This window comes from Citrobacter sp. Cpo040 (genome assembly GCF_030332915.1).
GTDB classification, from domain to species: domain Bacteria; phylum Pseudomonadota; class Gammaproteobacteria; order Enterobacterales; family Enterobacteriaceae; genus Citrobacter; species Citrobacter portucalensis.
The window spans coordinates 86295-104929 of the sequence record NZ_JAOWGX010000037.1 but is presented as its reverse complement, the minus strand read 5'-3'; the positions used below and the strand labels follow the sequence as shown (position 1 = coordinate 104929).

Annotated in this window: 15 protein-coding genes; 8 read left to right on the top strand and 7 right to left on the bottom strand. The window is 48.7% G+C overall.

Annotated features, from left to right (window positions below; translation table 11 throughout):
• Genes OGX86_RS19040 through OGX86_RS19030 form a run of 3 tightly spaced genes read left to right on the top strand, consistent with a single transcriptional unit; the run spans position 1 to position 2946 of the window.
• Positions 1-1113: a glycosyltransferase family 4 protein gene (locus tag OGX86_RS19040; protein ID WP_286640404.1), complete on the top strand. Its 1113-nt coding sequence runs from the start codon at positions 1-3 to the stop codon at positions 1111-1113.
• Between the two features lie 2 nt (positions 1114-1115).
• Positions 1116-1523: a hypothetical protein gene (locus tag OGX86_RS19035; protein WP_048225193.1), complete on the top strand. Its 408-nt coding sequence runs from the start codon at positions 1116-1118 to the stop codon at positions 1521-1523.
• Between the two features lie 31 nt (positions 1524-1554).
• Positions 1555-2946 (top strand): DUF4832 domain-containing protein, encoded by a 1392-nt coding sequence (locus OGX86_RS19030; protein WP_286640402.1) that lies wholly within the window; start codon positions 1555-1557, stop codon positions 2944-2946.
• A gap of 46 nt (positions 2947-2992) precedes the next feature.
• Here OGX86_RS19030 and galE read toward each other — a convergent pair whose 3' ends face one another.
• The 6 genes from galE to melR all read right to left on the bottom strand — a co-directional run bounded on the left by galE (position 2993) and on the right by melR (position 9886).
• A complete protein-coding gene (galE, locus tag OGX86_RS19025) occupies positions 2993-4009 on the bottom strand; it encodes a UDP-glucose 4-epimerase GalE (protein WP_048215721.1) in 1017 nt (338 codons plus the stop codon).
• A 52-nt stretch (positions 4010-4061) separates the two neighbouring features.
• Entirely contained in the window at positions 4062-5000 is a 939-nt protein-coding gene (locus OGX86_RS19020; RefSeq protein ID WP_267428869.1) for a glucosamine inositolphosphorylceramide transferase family protein, read from the bottom strand.
• Positions 5001-5207: 207 nt separating this feature from the next.
• Positions 5208-5843 (bottom strand): carbonic anhydrase, encoded by a 636-nt coding sequence (locus tag OGX86_RS19015; protein ID WP_003826059.1) that lies wholly within the window; start codon positions 5841-5843, stop codon positions 5208-5210.
• Positions 5844-5997: 154 nt separating this feature from the next.
• On the bottom strand, positions 5998-7170 hold the full coding sequence (locus OGX86_RS19010) for a MalY/PatB family protein (RefSeq protein WP_286640396.1): 1173 nt from the start codon (positions 7168-7170) through the stop codon (positions 5998-6000).
• A gap of 123 nt (positions 7171-7293) precedes the next feature.
• Positions 7294-8754 (bottom strand): Na+/H+ antiporter NhaC, encoded by a 1461-nt coding sequence (gene nhaC, locus OGX86_RS19005; protein ID WP_103285663.1) that lies wholly within the window; start codon positions 8752-8754, stop codon positions 7294-7296.
• Between the two features lie 193 nt (positions 8755-8947).
• Complete coding sequence (gene melR, locus OGX86_RS19000; protein WP_003826064.1) at positions 8948-9886, bottom strand: transcriptional regulator MelR; 939 nt, start codon at positions 9884-9886, stop codon at positions 8948-8950.
• A gap of 309 nt (positions 9887-10195) precedes the next feature.
• On the opposite strand from melR, the gene OGX86_RS18995 reads away from it, so the two are divergent.
• Together OGX86_RS18995 and OGX86_RS18990 are read left to right on the top strand one after the other, a co-directional pair.
• Positions 10196-10696 carry an anti-virulence regulator CigR family protein gene (locus tag OGX86_RS18995; RefSeq protein ID WP_048225177.1) on the top strand — a complete coding sequence of 167 codons (501 nt, stop codon included), beginning with the start codon at positions 10196-10198 and terminating at the stop codon, positions 10694-10696.
• Between the two features lie 220 nt (positions 10697-10916).
• The gene (locus tag OGX86_RS18990) at positions 10917-12329 is read left to right on the top strand and encodes a tetratricopeptide repeat protein (protein ID WP_286562423.1); all 1413 of its coding nucleotides are present in this window, start codon (positions 10917-10919) and stop codon (positions 12327-12329) included.
• Between the two features lie 55 nt (positions 12330-12384).
• Here the strand turns inward: OGX86_RS18990 and OGX86_RS18985 are convergent, their stop codons facing one another.
• Positions 12385-14133, bottom strand: coding sequence for a sigma-54 interaction domain-containing protein (locus OGX86_RS18985; RefSeq protein ID WP_048225174.1), 1749 nt, complete (start codon positions 14131-14133; stop codon positions 12385-12387).
• Between the two features lie 381 nt (positions 14134-14514).
• Between OGX86_RS18985 and dpaL the strand changes: the two genes are divergently transcribed.
• From dpaL to OGX86_RS18970, 3 genes are all read left to right on the top strand, one after another.
• Complete coding sequence (gene dpaL / locus OGX86_RS18980; RefSeq protein WP_020996285.1) at positions 14515-15729, top strand: diaminopropionate ammonia-lyase; 1215 nt, start codon at positions 14515-14517, stop codon at positions 15727-15729.
• A 32-nt stretch (positions 15730-15761) separates the two neighbouring features.
• The gene (locus OGX86_RS18975) at positions 15762-16946 is read left to right on the top strand and encodes a YgeY family selenium metabolism-linked hydrolase (RefSeq protein ID WP_286640395.1); all 1185 of its coding nucleotides are present in this window, start codon (positions 15762-15764) and stop codon (positions 16944-16946) included.
• Positions 16947-17013: 67 nt separating this feature from the next.
• Positions 17014-18606 carry an N-acyl-D-amino-acid deacylase family protein gene (locus OGX86_RS18970; RefSeq protein ID WP_008785573.1) on the top strand — a complete coding sequence of 531 codons (1593 nt, stop codon included), beginning with the start codon at positions 17014-17016 and terminating at the stop codon, positions 18604-18606.
• The last annotated feature ends 29 nt before the right edge of the window (positions 18607-18635 follow it).

The window sequence follows — 18635 nt, the reverse complement described above, 5'->3', positions numbered from 1 at the left end:
ATGAGTAAAAAAATAACGGTTTTTGGAACGCGTGGTATTCCTGATGTACTGGGCGGTGTGGAGACACACTGTCAGAATCTTTATCCTGCCATTAAACAGCAGTTCGACGTGGATATTTGCGTAATTGCTCGCTCGCCATATGTAAATTACAAACGGTCGGTCTATAAAAAAGTCGAAACCTATGCGTTGTGGGCACCCAAAAAGCGCTCGCTGGAAGCTATTGTCCATTCCGTTTTAGCGGCGTTTAGGACTCGTTTTGACCATTCGGATATTGTGCATGTCCATGCCATTGGCCCTGGCCTTGTGATCCCACTCTTACGTGTGATGGGTAAGAAGGTAGTTTTTACCCACCACGGGCCCGATTACGATCGTCAAAAATGGGGTTTCGTTGCCAAAAAAATACTGCTGCTGGGTGAGCGTTGGGCGGTGAGATATGCCAACGAGGTGATTGTGATTTCTGAAGTTATTAATCAACTGATCCAGAAAAAACACGGTCGCTATGATGCGCATTTAATTCACAATGGCGTAAACGAGCCGCGGTTATTATCAGAGCTCACCATCGACAATACGCTCTCCCGCTTTGGGCTGCAGCCGAAAAACTACCTCGTGGTGGTTGGGCGGTTTGTGGAAGAAAAAGGGATGCATGATGCCATCGCCGCTTATCAACACAGTGGTTTGACCATACCGTTAGTGTTAATTGGCGATGCGGATCATCCGACCGAATACAGCGTGCGCCTCAAAAAGCTTGCCGCCGACACGCCAGGTGTTGTGATGACTGGTTTTTTACGTGGTGACGAACTTCAGGCGGTGTTTTCGCAGGCTAAATTGTTTGTGATGCCCTCATACCATGAAGGATTGCCCATTGCGCTGCTGGAGGCAATGTCATTTTCTCTTCCGGCCGTCGTCAGTGATATTCCGGCTAACCTTGAAGTTCAACTGCCCGCCGAGGCCTATTTTAAGGTGGGAGATGTAACCGGTCTGGCTGAAAAATTAGGCCAAGGGGCAACAGCAAATAGCGTGGACTATGGTGTATATTTGCAAAACTACAATTGGCATGAAATCGCCAAAAAGACGGTTAACGTCTACCATTCCATTGATAAAGATATAGGTTAATTTTGACCAGTCCTCAAAATCGTCCTCCTGCCATCGAACGGTTTTACGCTCACCTTGATGAGCGGATAGCGCAGGAATTGACCCCTGAACAAAAAGAAGGGGTGGAAAAAGCGCTCCTTGCTACAACCCTGACTTCGCGGCATCAGATCGATATTCGCAGAAGCTTTCCTTTTTTCAGTAAGCGTTATTATCTGGTTTTTTTGTTTGGCAGAGATTTACGCCGCCAGCATCGCCAGGAATCAACCCTGTCGAGAATGTTGCTCACTTTTTTGCTGCTGATTGCCGTGCTATTCGTCACCTGCTGCATATTGCTGACGCTGTATATGATCAAATCCGCGTTAGGTATTGATGTGTTCCAAAATTTTCACGTAGGTATCTGGGACTGGTGGTTAAGCCTGAAAGACCGCTAGCGTTAACAAATTGGTGGAGGACGTCATTGCGATGAAGCGTAAATGGGTTTGTGCGTTGTTGTGCATGTTTTTCCCGCTGACGGTTATGGCCGCATTGACGACCGTTACCCCCAAAGCATTGACGGGCCCGTTAACCAATCCGGGGATTGGCGTGGCAAGTTTTCATCAGGGATACGGTGAAACGCTGGGGCTGGCGGACTATCCCAATACCGGATTTGAATACGAGCGTTTTTACTGGCGGGGCCTGGAGCCAGTCGAAGGCCAGTACAATTTTGCATTGGTGGATGATGCCTTCAAATACGCGGCGGCACATCGTCCTGCGATGAATGTCGGGCTACGATTTATGGCGCTTGCCGACCCGGCGGATGGCACTAAAATTCCCGACTGGCTGATTAAAAAAGGCGTAAAAGGAACCTGGACGTCTGATAATAAGACGTTTATACCGGATTTAGACGATCCTCTGTTTATTCAATACAGCCAGCGTCTGTTGAACGCATTTGGTAAGCGCTACGATGGTAATGAGAATCTCGCGTTTGTTGATATTGGCATGGTGGGGTCGTGGGGAGAATGGCATAACAGCAACTTCCCGAACCTGAAGCCATTACTGGAGCGATACACCACGGCGCAACTGGATCGCTACGTCGCGATGCACTTTTCTGCTTTCCCGGTGACACCAAAAATAATGTTGATAAGCGGCGGTCAAAGTCTGGCGAATGCGGTGGCGCGTGGGGCTGGGTGGCGTGCGGACTGTTGGGGGGACCTGCGCGTATTTTCGGACACCTGGAACCATATGGCTGATGATTACCCGCAGCGATTGCTGGCTGCGCAGCAGAGTTATTCAGGGTTCAACGACGTCTGGAAACGTGCGCCGGTGAGTCTGGAGATCTGCTCGTATATGCAGGACTGGAAGAACACCTTTCACTATACACGTGCTGAAGTGCAGGGGATTTTTGACTGGGCGGTCAAGCAGCACGCCAGTACCATTAACCTGAAATCGAGAACGATACCCAGCGACTATCGACCGATTGTCGACGATGCGCTGACCAAATTGGGCTATCGATTTCGCCTTGCGTCCCTGAGCCATGAGTCCGTGTGGGACAGCGGACAAACGCTGACATTAAACAGTACCTGGTACAATGAGGGTGTCGCACCGATTTATCTGCCTTACATGCTGGCATTCCGGGTCGTAGACAGCGCCAATAAGGTGGTGGCACAGGGGAATTCCGCGGAGGATATTCGCCGCTGGCTCCCCGGTAAGTATCAGGTCAGTTATGCGTTATCTATGCCAGGCCGACTGGCGAAAGGGCAATACGCGATTGAGGTTGCAATGCTGGATAAATCCGGTGTCGCGAGAATCAACTTTGCCAATGAAGGGAAACAGAGCAGCGGCTGGTACCAGGTATCAACAATAACGGTACGCTAGTCAGACACAGCAGCGAGCCTGACGGTCAGGCTCGCTGCTGAGAACATTAAATTTGATACCCATTCGGGTTATTTTTTTGCCAGTTCCAGGTGTCACGCATCATTTCATCAAGGTTATAGATGGCCTTCCAACCTAGCTCTTTGTATGCCAGCGACGGGTCAGACCAACATTCGGCAATATCTCCGGGTCTTCTGGCGACAAACTGATAATTAATTTTTGTCTGTGCCGCTTTTTCAAATGCCTCAATGAGGTCAAGTACGGAATACCCGACTCCAGTACCGAGATTAATCACTTTGTAAGCCGCGCCTTTGTTCTGGCAATCCAGTGCGGCTAAATGACCGGTCGCCAGATCCATGACGTGAATATAATCACGCACACCGGTACCATCAGGGGTTGGATAATCATTACCGTACACCGACACGGTTTCCAGCTTACCAATCGCGACCTGGGAGATATACGGAACCAGGTTATTAGGGATACCGTTAGGATCTTCACCAATCCGACCTGATGGATGGGCGCCAACCGGGTTGAAATAGCGCAGGCAGGTAATGCGAAAATCGGGTTGTGCACGTGAGAAATCGGCCAGAATTTGTTCGACCATCAACTTAGACGTACCGTACGGATTGGTGGTGCCGCCCGTAGGTGATTGCTCGCTCAGCGGTACGCTTTCTGGATTACCATATACCGTCGCAGATGAGCTAAAAATGAAACGATTAACGCCAGCGGCCAGCATCTCATCCAGTAAAACCAGCGTACCGGTGACGTTGTTTTCATAGTAGGCGAGGGGCTCTTTTATCGACTCTGAAACCGATTTGAGTCCCGCAAAATGAATGACATCGGTGATGTTATGGTCGGCGAAAATGTTTTTTAATGCCTGCCTGTCGAGAACATCGGCGATATAGACAATGGGCTCTCTTCCGGTGAGTTCCGCGACCCTGTCCAGCGAAATTCTGCTGGCGTTCGCCAGATTATCGATGACTACGACATCATCGCCTCTTTCCAGTAGCGTTAACACAGTATGTGAACCAATATAACCTGCACCACCAGTGACAAGAATTGCCATACAGACTCCAGATAAACGGGGATTGATTCACGCCAGTACCATAGAGAACGCGTTATTGGTTACGTTTGGTAAGGTAATAGTTGCGATACCTCACCATGCATTTATAAGATATTTTTTTAAGTATAGATAAAAAGCTAAATTTGTTTATTTTTGTATCATAAACAATATAATTATTTGAGAAGTTCAGCGTGTGGACGCCATCACTGTGGTTGATCGACGAATTGATTTGTTCGATCAGACTCTCAGCAAAATTAGCGTCGTTCAGTGTCACTAATTCTTTGATATAGATTGATTTTCCATAAGTTTCCGGCGTGCACTCCTGAGTAAGGAAGTACATTTTATTTTCGACCTGATAGGAGGCTCCTGCGCCTCGATGATGAGGATTGCTCACCTTCAACGCCGGATTAATTCGCTGCCACTGTCCGTAAAGATGATCTGCCGAATGAATAATTATTTCATTATCCATCGTGGTGGACAACAGATAACAGGTTTCATTAACTGAGATAAATATGTTGTCAGTTAATTCGGTATCAGAGATTAAAACTTTAACTTGCTTCCAGCGTGCAGGGAACTCAATTGACTGAAACAGTATTACCTCTTTTCTTTCTGAAGACTCGGGGATCATGAAGAGTTGATCGTTGATATGTATCAGATAAGGGAATGACAAATGACACTTTAAGTCGTCAAAGCCTTCAAGGCTAATATCTTCAAGTTCAACCAGATCACGGTCAAGAACGCGACATCGTAGCGTGCCTTTTGAGTTACGGAAGCTAAAAGCTTCATAGAAAACATACAGTTTATCGTCTTTTTCAATCAGAAAAGGATCGGCCTGAAATGTATATTTCTTTTTTAACTGCTGCGCAGTGGATTTGCTTAATATCTCCAGAGTGTTGTCAGGGAATAAGTGTGTACCATTATCCTTAATAAGCATGATATCCCACGACTCATGATAAAATATCATATTTATTATTTTTTTTATTTTTGCTTGCATTCGTACCGGCTCCTTTTTATCGCCTGCACCATGTATGAACAGCTGTCTGTACTCTGTGCATGAGACCTGTCGCAATATTTTATAAATGTGCGAAATCCGATGTAGGAACACCAGTAGCTATTTTAAAGCTAGTCGCAAGTCTGTGCTTTGTCTATAGCACAAAAGTAGGTAAAAGCTATCCAGAGCATCCTTGCTCCAGTGGGGGAATTACTCGAAATGCACCTGCGGGTTATCTGCAAGGGAAACGTAGGTTTTGCTGTTTTTATCCAGGGTACGGATTTCACCGCTTTCGATGTCATACACCCAACCGTGCAGACGAAGCGCATTATTGCGCAGCCCAACCGCGACACAAGGATGCGTTTTAATGTTGTTAAGCTGTGCGATAACGTTCTCTTCCACCATGGCGTTAACTTTATCGATTGGGTTATCCCAGGTTTTTTTATCGACCACGGCTTTCGCGGCATCGGCATAGTGCAGCCAGTGAGCGACAGCGGGCATCGGATCCAGGGGCTGGCTATCGGCAATGGCTTTCATCGCGCCACAATTAGAGTGACCGCAGATGACGATATCCGTTACGCCAAGTGCGACAACCGCGTATTCGATGGTTGCGGATACACCACCCGGTTCCGGACCAAATGACGGTACAATATTACCGGCGTTGCGGATAACGAAAAGCTGTCCTGGATCTTGCTGAGTAACGAGTTCTGGTACCAGGCGGCTATCGGAACAGGAGATGAAAAGTGCCTTAGGATTCTGGCTGGATGCCAGGCTGCGGAAGAGTTCCTTGCGTTGAGGGAAAATCTCTTTTTGGAAGTTGAGGAAGCCCTCGATGATATGTTGCATAGCAGTGTCTCTTGTCTCTGTTTAAGCAGGTTATGATGAAGATCACACTTTCCAGTTTAACACCAGCCGACAGAAGGGAAAGACTTTATAGCAGTTCAGCAACATCTTTGGATAATTTTGCCCCACCGTGGCAGGGCAAATCGTGTGATGTACGCTATGCGTTCTGCCATTTCTGGCATGCCGCTTTTAGCCTGTTCATCGCGTCTACCAGTACCGGGCGCGGGCAGCCAACGTTGAGTCTCATATGCCCCTCTCCACCGGGACCGTATTGCGCCCCAGGTGACAGGCCAAGCCTGGCGTCATGCACAAAAAAAGCGCTTAGCTGCTCATCGCTGAGATCCATTTTTTCCGCATTCAGAAACAGAAGATACGACGCGCCGCCATACACTATTGAGATCAAAGGACAGTGCTTTTCAATTTCACTTTTCACAAACGCTACATTGTCGGCCAGATAGGCCAATAATTTCTGGTGCCAGTCGGCACAATGGGTAAAAGCGCTATAAATGGCCGCCTGCTGCAATGAATGCGTCTCGGCAAGGTAGCAGTTATCCAGAAAGTGGTAGAACTGATGGCGTAATTCATCATTCTTAATAATGGCGATTCCGCCCTGGATCGCCGCCGTATTGAAGGTCTTGCTGATGGAAGTAAGCACGATTGACCGACTATCTGGCGCTTCATTAACAGTAAAAAACGGCAAATGGCGCTTTCCTGGCAGGGTTAAATCACTATGCACTTCATCAGACAGAATGATGATGCCAGCCTGCTGGCAATAGTGGCTTATTTTTTCCAACGTTTCTCGCGACCACACCATTCCACCTGGATTATGCGGTGAAGGGAACAAAAACATTTTGCACTGCTTGAGTTTCTCGCTGAAATCATACCAGTCAAATTCATAGTGCCCGTTTTTCTCAATGAGGCGCGTCTGAATCAAATTCCTACCGCTGGTGTTTACCAGATTAGGATAGGGATCATAGATTGGCGTACAGGTTAAAATATTATCGCCTGGACGGGTAAGCGCCATTAAAGAGAGTACGATAGTTTTTATAACACCGGGAATAAAATGTAACCAGTGTGCCTTGATATCGGCATCATACTGTTGTGCATACCAATGAATAACAGATTCTTTCCATTGTGGATAATCCAGGTTATAGCCTTGCACAGGCTTTGACACCACCGAACGCAGCGTGCTCATGATTGGCTCTGGTGTCGCAAAATCCATATCTGCAATCCACAGCGGTAATACATCGGTGGTACCGTACATCTGTTGTAATTGCCCGTATTTACGACAATTAATATCCCTTGTGACAATATCATCAAACAAAGACATTGTTGACTCCTGGAAAGTCTCTGAAAATAGTGTAAGCAACGCAAAAGCGAAGAATGTTTATGTATATCTAATGGATATATTTAATTTACCCTGGTGATAGCTAATATTTAGCTATTTAGTAGTCTACGATTTTTGCTCAACCATATTCTCAGTGGCTTCATTGGGCTCATATTTAGCAATGCCAATACCGGTTGCCGCCCACAGTAGGGCAAAGATGACGCCGCTGTAACAGAGGATTGCCCAGGGCAAGTAATCAAGCGTGGCAACACCCAGCATAGTGGCGCAATAAACGCCTGAGGCAGACCAGGGGATAATCGGTTCGACAACGGTTCCGGCATCTTCAGTGGTTCGCGAGAGGTTTTTTGCCGCAAGACCTCGCTTTTTGTACTCCTCTTTAAAGGCATCACCGCACAGCAGCAACGGTAAGGTCCCATTTGCCGTGCAGGCACAGATGGTAAATGTCGTCACAATCGTGGTAGCCACCAGGCGGAATGTGGATTTAACGCCTTTTGTCAGCGCGTTTATCACGGTGTGCAGAGAGCCTGTCGCGCTCATTGCCCCGGCAAAGCTGAAGGCGCTGAAAACGGTAACGAAGCTGCTAAACATTGAAATAGCGCCGCCTCGCTCCAGTAAGCGGGAAACATCGGAAGACAGTGTCGGCAGATTATCTCCGGTAAGCATTGCGAGCTTAAAGCCACTGACCACGGATTCGCCGACAGAGGATGCCGTGAATTGCTGAAAGACTAATGCCAAAATCATTGAGACTATCGTAGATAAAAAGAGCATCGGAATGGGCGGTCTTTTTGACAGTGAGCCATATAAAACGATGATCGGCGGGAGTAGCAGCAGAATATTGAAGTGATAAATCTGACCAATAGAATTCATCAAGTTGGTAATGTTTTCTGGCGCGCTGGACGAGGCATCAATGCCCATGCCCATATAGCTGTAAACGACGCAGCAAATAATAAAACCCGGGCCGGTAGTCCACAGCAGGTGGCCGATATGCGAGTACAAGTTTACCCCGGCAGCCAGTGCAGCCATGTTGGTTGAATCAGAAACCGGTGAGAGCTTATCACCAAACCAGCAGCCTGAAACAATGGCACCAGCGGCAATGGGCAGCGAGACATTCAGACCAATCGCTACGCCAATCATGGCAATACCAACGGTCCCGATAGAACCCCAGGAGGTACCGGTGCATACTGAGATTAGTGCCCCCAGCATAAATGCCGAAATATAGAAATACTGCGGGTTAATCCACTTCAAACCATAATAAATCATCATTGGAATAGTGCCTGACACCATCCATGCGCCAATTAAGAAACCGATACTGGCGACAATTAATATGACCGGCAGCGCTTCAGATATTTTATTGCAAATAGATTGTAGAATGTCATCCCACGTGTAGCCGTGAGCGATGGCGATAAACGAGGCGGCTGCCGTTCCCATCAGGATCATGGGTTCAGCACGAATATTGAAGATAAAATATCCGATGCTAATCCCGCCCAGCATGACTACCATGGGTAAAACTGACCAAAAGAAAGACAATGGCTTTCTGTTGTTGGCGGTGCAGTTATTTAATTCCATAATTCCATCCCAATCATTAATGGTTGAACACGTCAAATAAATACCTGCTACAGGTCACTCATGTCTGAGCAACATAGTTGCCAGAGCTCATGGCTGAACCCTATTTTATTAACTGCTGCAGATTATCTTTTTTGACCTGCTATTCTGGTGCTTATATTTTAGTAGTAAGGTAAGAGAACGTTTGGTGAATAAATTACCCCTCGGCATAAGGTGAATGATGTCGGCGTTGTTGACTCAATTTTCGATACTGCTGTGGCGGCATGCCGACGTATTTATGGAACGAGCTGTAAAATCGACTGCTGGAGCGAAATCCTGCAATTGTAGCGATATCCAGAATTGTTTTATCCGTATCACTGAGTAAAGCCCGCACATGGTTAATGCGCATCGCGGTAATATACTGTTTCATCGTCAGTTGCATCACCCGGTGAAAAATACCCATCGCATAATTGGGATTGAGCTTAACGTGTTCGGCAATAGCATCAACCGTAAGCTGTTTGTCGCAGTTGGCGGCAATAAACTCCAGCATCTGGCTGACGTAAAACTGTGAATGCCGTGAAATACTGTTTTTCTGGGTGCGCGACGTTTTGTTACCCAGTACCGGCCGCCAGCCAGCGAGGCTAAAGCGCTTGAGCATTAGCGCGATTTCATCAATGGCTAACTGGCGAATTTGTTCGTTATCGCTATTGAGTTCATTCTGCCAACGCTGTACTTCAAACGCGCTCAGCTGCTGTGAAGCCAACGAAGTAATCACCATCCCGTGGGTCACGTGATTAATCAGCTCCCTGTCCAGCGGCCAGGATAAAAACAGATGCATCGGTAAGTTGAAGATGGCCATCTGTTTACAGTGTCCGGCATCCGTGAGTTGATGGGGAGTACAGGCCCAGAACAAGGTGATAAAACCCTGTTTGCTCTTCACCACTTCGTCATTAAAAAGATACTCCACATCACCATCAAATGGCACGTTCACCTCAACCTGGCCGTGCCAGTGGCTGTAGGTCATAGCCAGCGGCGCCCGCAGTTCGACATCCATACGCTGATACTCGGAATAGAGCGCCAGCGGACTTCGCGACTTTTTCTCATAGCTGCGACACATATGGGGGTCGAGCGGCAGCTGCGGGGTACTTTTTGCCATTATGGTTGGGTTCCTGGATAGTGATTCCGGCCATGGGGTAACGCCAAAGCATGAACATAGCTTAACCGAAAAAAAACGTCGTTTTCTCTCCATTTTCGCGAAGTTATTCCCAAAAACTCAGATCCTGTGCCTGTCGCTTGCCGATCTGAGATAGCGGGAATGGCGAGCTGTAATCTCAAAAACGCTCAATCTGGGGAGTCCATGGCAAAACAACATCGTTTATTTGCCCATAAATCGGAGTTGAAGCGATAGCCAGTATTCAGCGAATACCGTACATTTTTATTTGTATCCACAGCTTAAGGAATCATCATGTCCAGGCTTCAAACTTTAGCCGCGGCGGTAGTTGCCGTTGCTGCGATGACGATGTGTGCTACTCCTGTGTTGGCTAACCCCGGTAATGGCAACGGAAATGGTAACAGTGGCAATCATGGTAATAGCGGGAACAAGGGGAATAGTGGTCATAGCCAGAAAGGACACGCGGACCAAAAAAATAACGCACAATCAGAACAGCGTAAAAATTATGGTAAGCCGGACCATGTTGATAGTGACATCAGCTATAACGTGGCCAGGCAGTATGCCGTCAGATACGGTCTAACGGGCTATAAGTCACTGCCTCCAGGTATTGCCAAAAATCTGGCGCGAGGAAAACCGCTTCCTCCGGGGATCGCCAGGAAGAGCGTTCCGCCATCAATGTTGAATCAACTTCCGTATTACCCGGGCTATGAATGGCAGGTTATTGGCGATAATCTGGTGCTGATTGCACTGAGCACGGCGATTGTCACCGCTGTTATTAATGGTGTGTTTGATTAAGTTTCAACGCCATGTCCAGACGAAAGGCCATGTTATTAACATGGCCTTTTTGTTGTGCATTATTCACTAAGGATCACCTGCATAGTCAAAGAATTATATTTTGCACATTTCCCAGTTAATATCTGATAGTTCCGACACGGATCACAATCGCAGTTAAATAAGTTGGCTTGCCGTTGGAGCATCTCCATTATGTGCCTTTTCTTAACAAGGATTACGTTTTATGAACATTCGGCCTCTCCTCGCCTTCACTTTCATCGGAATATTGTGGGGTGCGGGATCTTCACAGGGACAAGCAAAAGAGTGGAATAAAGAACCTGTGGCTGTTTTACAGCAGGGTGCTGAGGCGGGAGATGCGCAGGCGCAGTTTGTGCTTGCAACCGTGTACTTAAAAGGTAAAGAGGTAGAGCAGAATTTCAGTAAAGGCAGCGAGTGGCTGACCAAATCGGCTGAGCAGGGTAATGCGAGTGCCCAGCATCTGCTTGCACTGATGTACTACGAGGGTAAAGGCGGCCTGAAAGATGACAAGAAAGCGGCCGAATGGTTTAGCAAAGCGGCGGCTCAGGGGAATGTCGATGCCCAATACTATCTCGGTGTGCTGTATTTTGAAGGTAAGGGCGTGCAGCAGAATGACAAGAACGCTGTTGAATGGCTGACCCGTGCGGCTGGGCAGGGCAATCTCGATGCGCGTTATCTGCTCGCCTTAGTTTACTTTGATGGTGAGGGCGCGCGCTGGTATGACGGTAAGGTCATTGAGTGGTTTGACAACGAAGTCGGAAAAGGCAATAAGCAGGCCGTCGAGTGGTTAAGCATTGCTGCCGAGCGCGGAAACTATCATGCCATTGAGTGGCTCCATCGTGCGGTTGAGAAGGGCAATCCTGACGCAAAGCGTTTCCTTGAAAGTAAGGCGTCGCTATTAGAGGGCTACAACACCGTTAAGTCATTGAGTAAAGCGGCTGAACGAGGGGATGCCAAAGCGCAGGGATTACTGGGCAGAAAGTACTTTGAAGGTGATGGTGTCGGTCTGGATACCGACAAAGCTTTCGCGCTGTTTAAACAGTCCGCCAGCAAAGGGGACGCGCTGGGCCAGAGCATGCTCGGCGCGATGTATTACCTTGGCGAGGGCGTTGGTGTGGCTCAGGACCACAAAAAAGCGTTTGAGCTGTTTAATCAGGCTGCTCTTCAAGGGGATATGCTGGCCGAGGGCATGCTTGGCATGATGTACGCAAAAGGAGAGGGAACGGCCCTGGACAGTAAAAAAGCGGTGGAGTGGCTGGAGAAAGCCGCGGCCCAGGGAGATGCAGGCTCGCAGAAAGATCTTGGCTTGATGTATTTAGAAGGTAATGGCGTCGCTCAGGATGAAAAAAAAGCCGCTGAGTGGTTTGAACAGGCCGCAAGAAAGGGAAATGCGGAAGCTCAGGGGATGCTGGGAACCATGTACCTTGAAGGCAAAGGGGTAACTCAGGATTATGCTCAGGCGTATATCTGGAGTGCGGTGGCCTTCGCTAATGGGAATTCTGATGCGCAAAATGGACTGGATATCGCGCAGAAGAACCTGAATCCGACAGACCTGAAAGAAGCTGACGACAAGGCCAGACGCTATTTCGAGCAGCATCGAAATCAATCGGCCCTGTAACGCATTCGGTTGCACAGTATGGTTTTACGTGAGCCTCTTCGCTAAGAGGGGGGGCTCACAAACCGTACAGTTTTATTTTTCTATAGAGCGTGGCAATGCTGATCCCCAGTTCTGTCGCGGCTTGTTTTTTCCCCTCAACGCTTGAGCCGAACCGCTGGATGACGTTTTCGATAGCTTCTCTTTCCGCCTGTTTTCCTTTGCTGGCAAGCTGACAGGGTTGCGCGGTCATCGTCGTTTTCCTACCGTCAGCGGCGGTGAGCAGGTAAGGGGGAAGATGGCTGGCGTTGATCCCGGCGGCTTCTCCGCGCATCACAAAAATGTATTCGATCACGTTGCGTAATTCACGAATGTTGCCCGGCCAGTGCCAGGCATAAAGGCGGTTAATAACGTCATCAGGCAGTTTTTGCGGTGGTCGCTGGTAACTGACCGAGAACTCATCGGCAAAATACTGTGCGAGGACCGCAATATCAGCCCGGCGTTCACGCAGGGAAGGAAGTACCAGAGGGACCACGTTCAGGCGATAGAAAAGATCTTCGCGAAACTGATTATTCTCCACCATCGCATTAATGTTTTTGTTGGTCGCGGCAATAATGCGCACATCAATATTGATGGTGTTATTAGAGCCAACGCGGGTGATCGCCTTTTCCTGTAATACCCTGAGCAGCTTGGCCTGCAGGTGCAACGGCATATCGCCAATTTCATCCAGAAACAGGCTGCCGCCGTTGGCCAGTTCAAATTTTCCCATTCGTCCTTTGGGATCGGCCCCGCTGAATGCGCCACGAACATAACCAAACAGTTCGCTTTCCAGCAGTTGTTCGGGGATAGCCGCACAGTTGATTGTCACGAAAGGCGCGGCTTTACGTGGACTGCTTTGGTGAATGGCAAAAGCCACGACCTCTTTCCCCGAGCCGCTTTCCCCGGTGATGAGCACGCTGGCGTAACTGTTGGCGATTTTACCGATGGTGCTTCTGAGTTGCTCCATTGAGGGAGAGTGACCAATCAGTCGCACCTGCATATCGGACTCATAAGGGGATGGAGTAAGGTTACTCAGGTAGTCGTGTGCATCACGAAAGATAACCATGGTTAAGCGATCGTTATCCTGCGAGGAGAGCGAAATTTGTTTGCACAGTACATGATGTTTCTGACCTTCAAGCGTCAGCCACGCTTCTTCATCGCCGTACAGGCTGTCTCCGGTTGTTTCAATGGTCAGTGGTAATCCCTGAACCTCACGGTTGAGGATGCGATCGGCTGAATGATTGGCATGCCAGATAAGACCCTTGCCATCAATTGCCACCACGCCGCGGTCCATAGCATCGATCAGACGCCGAAATGCGCCAAGCGTTTCCTGCGCGCGTAAACGCTCCAGGCATTCAAAGACCTTACTGGAGATCATTACGGCGATTTGCTCAATAAAGGTGACAAATTTATCAATCTGGCTCAGTAACGTGTCACGCTGTGCCTGGGTTGAGCAAATAATCCCGATCACGCCAATCACGCGATTATTGAGAAAAATGGGTGCGTTCAAATCCAGCATTTCAGAACAGTAGTGGTGTTTTTCACATAACTGACACAGCGGATGCTCGCCGGGATTTTTGATCAGTACCGTTTCTCTCACCTGCAATACGTGACGATAGATGTAGCCATTTTTGGCCACGTTCTCATTGAGCATATGCCGGTATTTCCCGGTACCCGCGATGCGCATTAAAGATTCATCAATGATTTCAACGTCCGTGCCCGTTATGCCAGAAATAGCGTCGGCATAATTGCATATATCATCCTGAATATTGCTGAGTACTGAAATCATGGTACTTCTCCGGCAGTGTGTCGCATTTCTCAAGGAAAATGATAAATAGGCGAAGCAATGCAAAAATGATTTGCGAAAAATCAATCTATCACGCTGTTTTTGGATGTTTTTCTTATTTTATCTTCAGCGATCACACTATTTATCAATAATGAGAATTTATCAAAATGAGGCGATAAACTGACGCAGTGATATTTTTTGGTGTCAATTTTTATTTCTATTTAATTTATTGAAATTAAAGCCTTTATTAAAATATTCATAAGAATTTACTCGGTTAATAAAAAGCTGGTAAGCATTTTGCTCTATTGCCAATACCGATAACGGAAATATCTCTGTATTGCACCGATTACAGGGAATGAAATACCAGGACAATGAGGTTTTATGATGCAGGAAAACTTATCATTTTTTATTAACCAGACACCGTTTACCGAACATCCGAACGCGCCGTTGGCACCGTTTAGCCGCCAGGAACTGGTAAAAGCGTTGAATTTTCATCGGTCTATTCCGGGTTACGCGCCGACGCCGCTGTATACGCTACCGGCGCTTTCACAAAAACTGGGCGTAAAAAATATCTACCTCAAAGATGAATCTCAGCGTTTTGGCCTGAAAGCCTTTAAAGCGCTGGGTGGCTCCTATGCGATGGCGTGCCATATCGCTGAATTAGTTGGTAAGGATATCAGCGAACTGCCGTTTGACGTGATGACCAGCGAAGAGGTACGCCACGATCTGCAAACCGTCACGTTTGCCACCACTACTGATGGCAACCACGGTCGCGGCGTGGCATGGATGGCGCGCCAACTGAAGCAAAACGCCGTGGTGTATATGCCGAAGGGCTCTTCGCAGCAACGTCTGACCTCTATTCGTAACGAAGGCGCTACCGCTGAGATCGTCGATATGAACTATGACGATGCGGTTCGTATGACCGCAGAACAGGCCGAAAAGTATGGCTGGATTGTGGTGCAGGATACCGCGTGGGAAGGATACGAAAAGATCCCGCAGTGGATTATGCAGGGCTACGGCACGCTAATGCTGGAGGCGATAGATCAGCTGCATCAGGTTGCGCCGACGCACATTTTTGTGCAGGCAGGCGTCGGCTCGTTTGCCGGAATGGTTCAGGGAATGGTGACGGCAGCCTGGGGGGAGAATCGCCCGAAAGTGATCGTCGCCGAAGCGTTAATTGCCGATTGCCTCTACCGCTCAGCCCGTTCGAAAGAGGGAGATGCCATTGCGGTGGGCGGTGATTTACAAACCGTGATGGCCGGTCTCGCCTGCGGTGAGGCGAACAGTATCGGCTGGAAACTGCTGCGCGATTATGCCAACGCATTTGCCTCCTGTCCTGATGAAGTTGCAGCGTTGGGCATGCGCATGTTGGGCAACCCGCTGGCAGGCGATCCACAGATTATTTCGGGTGAGTCAGGTGCGGTTACTACCGGTCTGCTGGCGCTGTTGATGACCTCGCCTGAACTGGCGCAAACGCGTGAGCAACTGGGGTTGGATGCGCACTCTCGTGTGTTGTTAGTCAGCACCGAAGGGGATACCGACCCGCAACAATATCTGGATATTGTCTGGGGCGGTCAGTACCCGGGCATCAACAAATAATTCCCTGATTGAGAGATATAACGGAGAAACCCATGTTATCTGCAAACCGCATTGAAGAAGTCATTAAAAACTGTCAGGCGCTGATCCAACAAAAAAGTTATTCCGGTCAGGAAGGGGAAGTGGTTAATGCCATAAAAACAATGATGCAGCATTACCAATTCGATGACATCCACGTTGATAAGTACGGCAACATTGTTGGCGGCATTGTCGGCACCCAGCCGGGGAAAACGCTGGTTCTCGATGGACATATCGATACCGTGCCGGTGAACGAAGAGAAGTGGTCCCGCAATCCATACGGCGGCGATATTGAAGATGGCAAAATTTATGGTCGCGGCACAACAGACATGAAAGGCGCCGTGGCGGCGATGATCTCCGCCGTGGGCTTTTTCGGTCAGGACAATCAGCGAAATTTTGCCGGGAAAATCTACGTTGCGTGCATTGTGCACGAAGAGTGTTTTGAAGGTATTGCTGCCCGCCTGGTCAGCGAGCGCTATAAGCCAGACTACGTGATCATCGGTGAAGCTTCCGAGTTAAACCTGAAAATTGGTCAGCGTGGCCGTGCTGAGATTGTGGTCGAAACCTTTGGTAAGCCCGCGCACTCCGCTAACCCACAGGCGGGGATTAACGCGGTGTACAAAATGGCGCAATTGATCGACAAAATTCGCACGATCACGCCGCCGACGCATCCGGTTCTGGGGCCTGGCATTCTGGAACTGACCGACATTAAATCTTCGCCGTACCCGGGAGCCTCGGTGGTACCGGATTACTGTCGCGCAACCTACGATCGCCGTTTGCTGGTGGGTGAAACCAAAGAAAGCGTGATTGCTCCGCTGGAAAATGCGCTTGCCGAACTTATTGCTCAGGGTCCGCAGTTTAAGGCCCGAGTGTCCTACGCGGTGGGTCAGGAGTCTTGCTATACCGGCGCCACGATTGAGGGAGAGCGTTTCTTCCCTGGCTGGGTGTACGACGAGTCAGACGAATTCGTGCAGGCAGCGTTGGCGGGCGTTCGCGAGGCTGGCTTTAATCCAACCATTACGCAGTACTCATTTTGTACCAACGGTAGCCACTATGCGGGCGAAGCGGGAATCAAAACCATCGGCTTCGGTCCTTCACGAGAAAACCTGGCACACACCATTGATGAGTATATCGAGATCGATCAGTTAACCGGCTCGGCCAGCGGCTATTACAGCATCATCCAGACACTCTATCGCCAATAAAAATAAAGATAACCACCTCTTACCTTACAGGCGGTGTCGCTCAGCAGCACCGCCATGGAGAATAACGATGAAAACCATTTTCAAAAACGGAAATGTAATCGATGGGACAGGCAGTGAAGGCAGAATTGCCGATGTGATGGTTGATGAAGGACGTATTGTCGAAATCGGTCAAATTGAAGTTGGCATCAATGAACAGGTAATTGATGCAACAGGAAAAATTATTTGCCCTGGCTTTATTGATACCCATACGCACTCTGACCTGTCGGCCATTATTAACCCCGCGCTGTCAGCAAAAATTCGTCAGGGTATCACCACCGAACTGTTGGGCCAGGACGGCGTCGCCTTAGCACCGCTACCTGAAGAATATATTCCAGCCTGGCGTAAAAATATCGCCGGACTGGACGGTGACACCGACAAAATTGACTGGAAGTATAAAAATACAGACGGTTATCTCAATCTGCTGGCATCACGTCATCCGGCGACAAACCTCGCGTATTTAGTTCCTCATGGCAACGTGCGCATGGAAGCGATGGGTCTGGATGGGCGTCCTTCAACCCGTGAAGACGTGGCGAAGATGTGTGAAGTCCTTGAGCGGGAGCTAAAGGCTGGGGCATTTGGACTTTCCACTGGACTTATCTATATGCCTTGCGCCTTTGGTGATACTGCCGAAATGATTGAACTGTGTAAGGTCACTGCGAAATATGACGGGATCTTTGTGGTGCATCAGCGCAGTGAAGCTGACGATATTATCAACTCAACCCAGGAACTGATTGATATCGCCAAAGCCACCGGCGTCTGGCTACATATTTCGCATATGAAGGTTTGCGGCAAGAAAAACTGGGGGCTGATCGACCAGATGCTGGGCATGCTGGAACAGGCGCAGGAAGAGGGAATTCGTATCTCTTTCGACCAGTATCCGTATGTGGCGGGCAGTACGATGCTTGGCGTGATCCTACCGCCCTGGGTTCACTCCGGTGGTACGGACAAATTACTTGAGCGTCTCGCCTCGCCCGAACTGCGCGCCAAAATGATTGATGATATTCAGCAGGGTATTCCTGGCTGGGATAACTTTATCGATTTTGCCGGTTTGGACCAGATTTTTGTCACCAGCGTAAAAACGGCAAAAAATCAGGATGCTGTCGGTTTGAACCTCGTCCAGTTGGGCGAGCTGCGCGGAAAAGATCCGTACAACGCCACCTTCGATCTGCTCTTTGAAGAGGAAAACGCCGTGGGGATGGTCGACTTCTACGGTACCGAAGAGCACGTGATTAAGTTTCTCTGTCGACCTGAGCAAAACGTCTGTACCGACGGCTTAATGGGGGCTGGCAAACCGCACCCGCGCGTGTTTGGCGCATTCCCTCGCGTACTCGGTAAATATGTCCGTGAAGAGGGATGTCTGAGCTGGGAAGCGGCAATCCGCAAGATGACGGGAAAACCTGCTGAAGTATTGGGTTTGCAGGATCGCGGACTGCTGAAGGTGGGTTATGCAGCGGATATTGTGATGTTCGATCCGAACACAATTACGGATAAAGGTACTTTTGTGGAACCCAATCAGTACCCGGAAGGGATTGAAATTGTCATGGTTAATGGGCGCATTGCCTTAATCAATGGCACGGAAAGTTATGCCTGTAGCGGTACGGTTATTAGAAAACAATATTAATAAATAACGCTAAACACGCATGGATCTAT

What these genes read in the sequence shown, in the direction of transcription:
- OGX86_RS19040 (WP_286640404.1), top strand. Translation starts at nt 1, where the DNA reads ATGAGTAAAAAAATAACGGTTTTTGGAACGCGTGGTATTCCTGATGTA.
- OGX86_RS19030 (WP_286640402.1), top strand. Translation starts at nt 1,555, where the DNA reads ATGAAGCGTAAATGGGTTTGTGCGTTGTTGTGCATGTTTTTCCCGCTG.
- galE (WP_048215721.1), bottom strand. Translation starts at nt 4,009, where the DNA reads ATGGCAATTCTTGTCACTGGTGGTGCAGGTTATATTGGTTCACATACT.
- OGX86_RS19020 (WP_267428869.1), bottom strand. Translation starts at nt 5,000, where the DNA reads ATGCAAGCAAAAATAAAAAAAATAATAAATATGATATTTTATCATGAG.
- OGX86_RS19015 (WP_003826059.1), bottom strand. Translation starts at nt 5,843, where the DNA reads ATGCAACATATCATCGAGGGCTTCCTCAACTTCCAAAAAGAGATTTTC.
- OGX86_RS19010 (WP_286640396.1), bottom strand. Translation starts at nt 7,170, where the DNA reads ATGTCTTTGTTTGATGATATTGTCACAAGGGATATTAATTGTCGTAAA.
- nhaC (WP_103285663.1), bottom strand. Translation starts at nt 8,754, where the DNA reads ATGGAATTAAATAACTGCACCGCCAACAACAGAAAGCCATTGTCTTTC.
- melR (WP_003826064.1), bottom strand. Translation starts at nt 9,886, where the DNA reads ATGGCAAAAAGTACCCCGCAGCTGCCGCTCGACCCCCATATGTGTCGC.
- OGX86_RS18995 (WP_048225177.1), top strand. Translation starts at nt 10,196, where the DNA reads ATGTCCAGGCTTCAAACTTTAGCCGCGGCGGTAGTTGCCGTTGCTGCG.
- OGX86_RS18990 (WP_286562423.1), top strand. Translation starts at nt 10,917, where the DNA reads ATGAACATTCGGCCTCTCCTCGCCTTCACTTTCATCGGAATATTGTGG.
- OGX86_RS18985 (WP_048225174.1), bottom strand. Translation starts at nt 14,133, where the DNA reads ATGATTTCAGTACTCAGCAATATTCAGGATGATATATGCAATTATGCC.
- dpaL (WP_020996285.1), top strand. Translation starts at nt 14,515, where the DNA reads ATGCAGGAAAACTTATCATTTTTTATTAACCAGACACCGTTTACCGAA.
- OGX86_RS18975 (WP_286640395.1), top strand. Translation starts at nt 15,762, where the DNA reads ATGTTATCTGCAAACCGCATTGAAGAAGTCATTAAAAACTGTCAGGCG.
- OGX86_RS18970 (WP_008785573.1), top strand. Translation starts at nt 17,014, where the DNA reads ATGAAAACCATTTTCAAAAACGGAAATGTAATCGATGGGACAGGCAGT.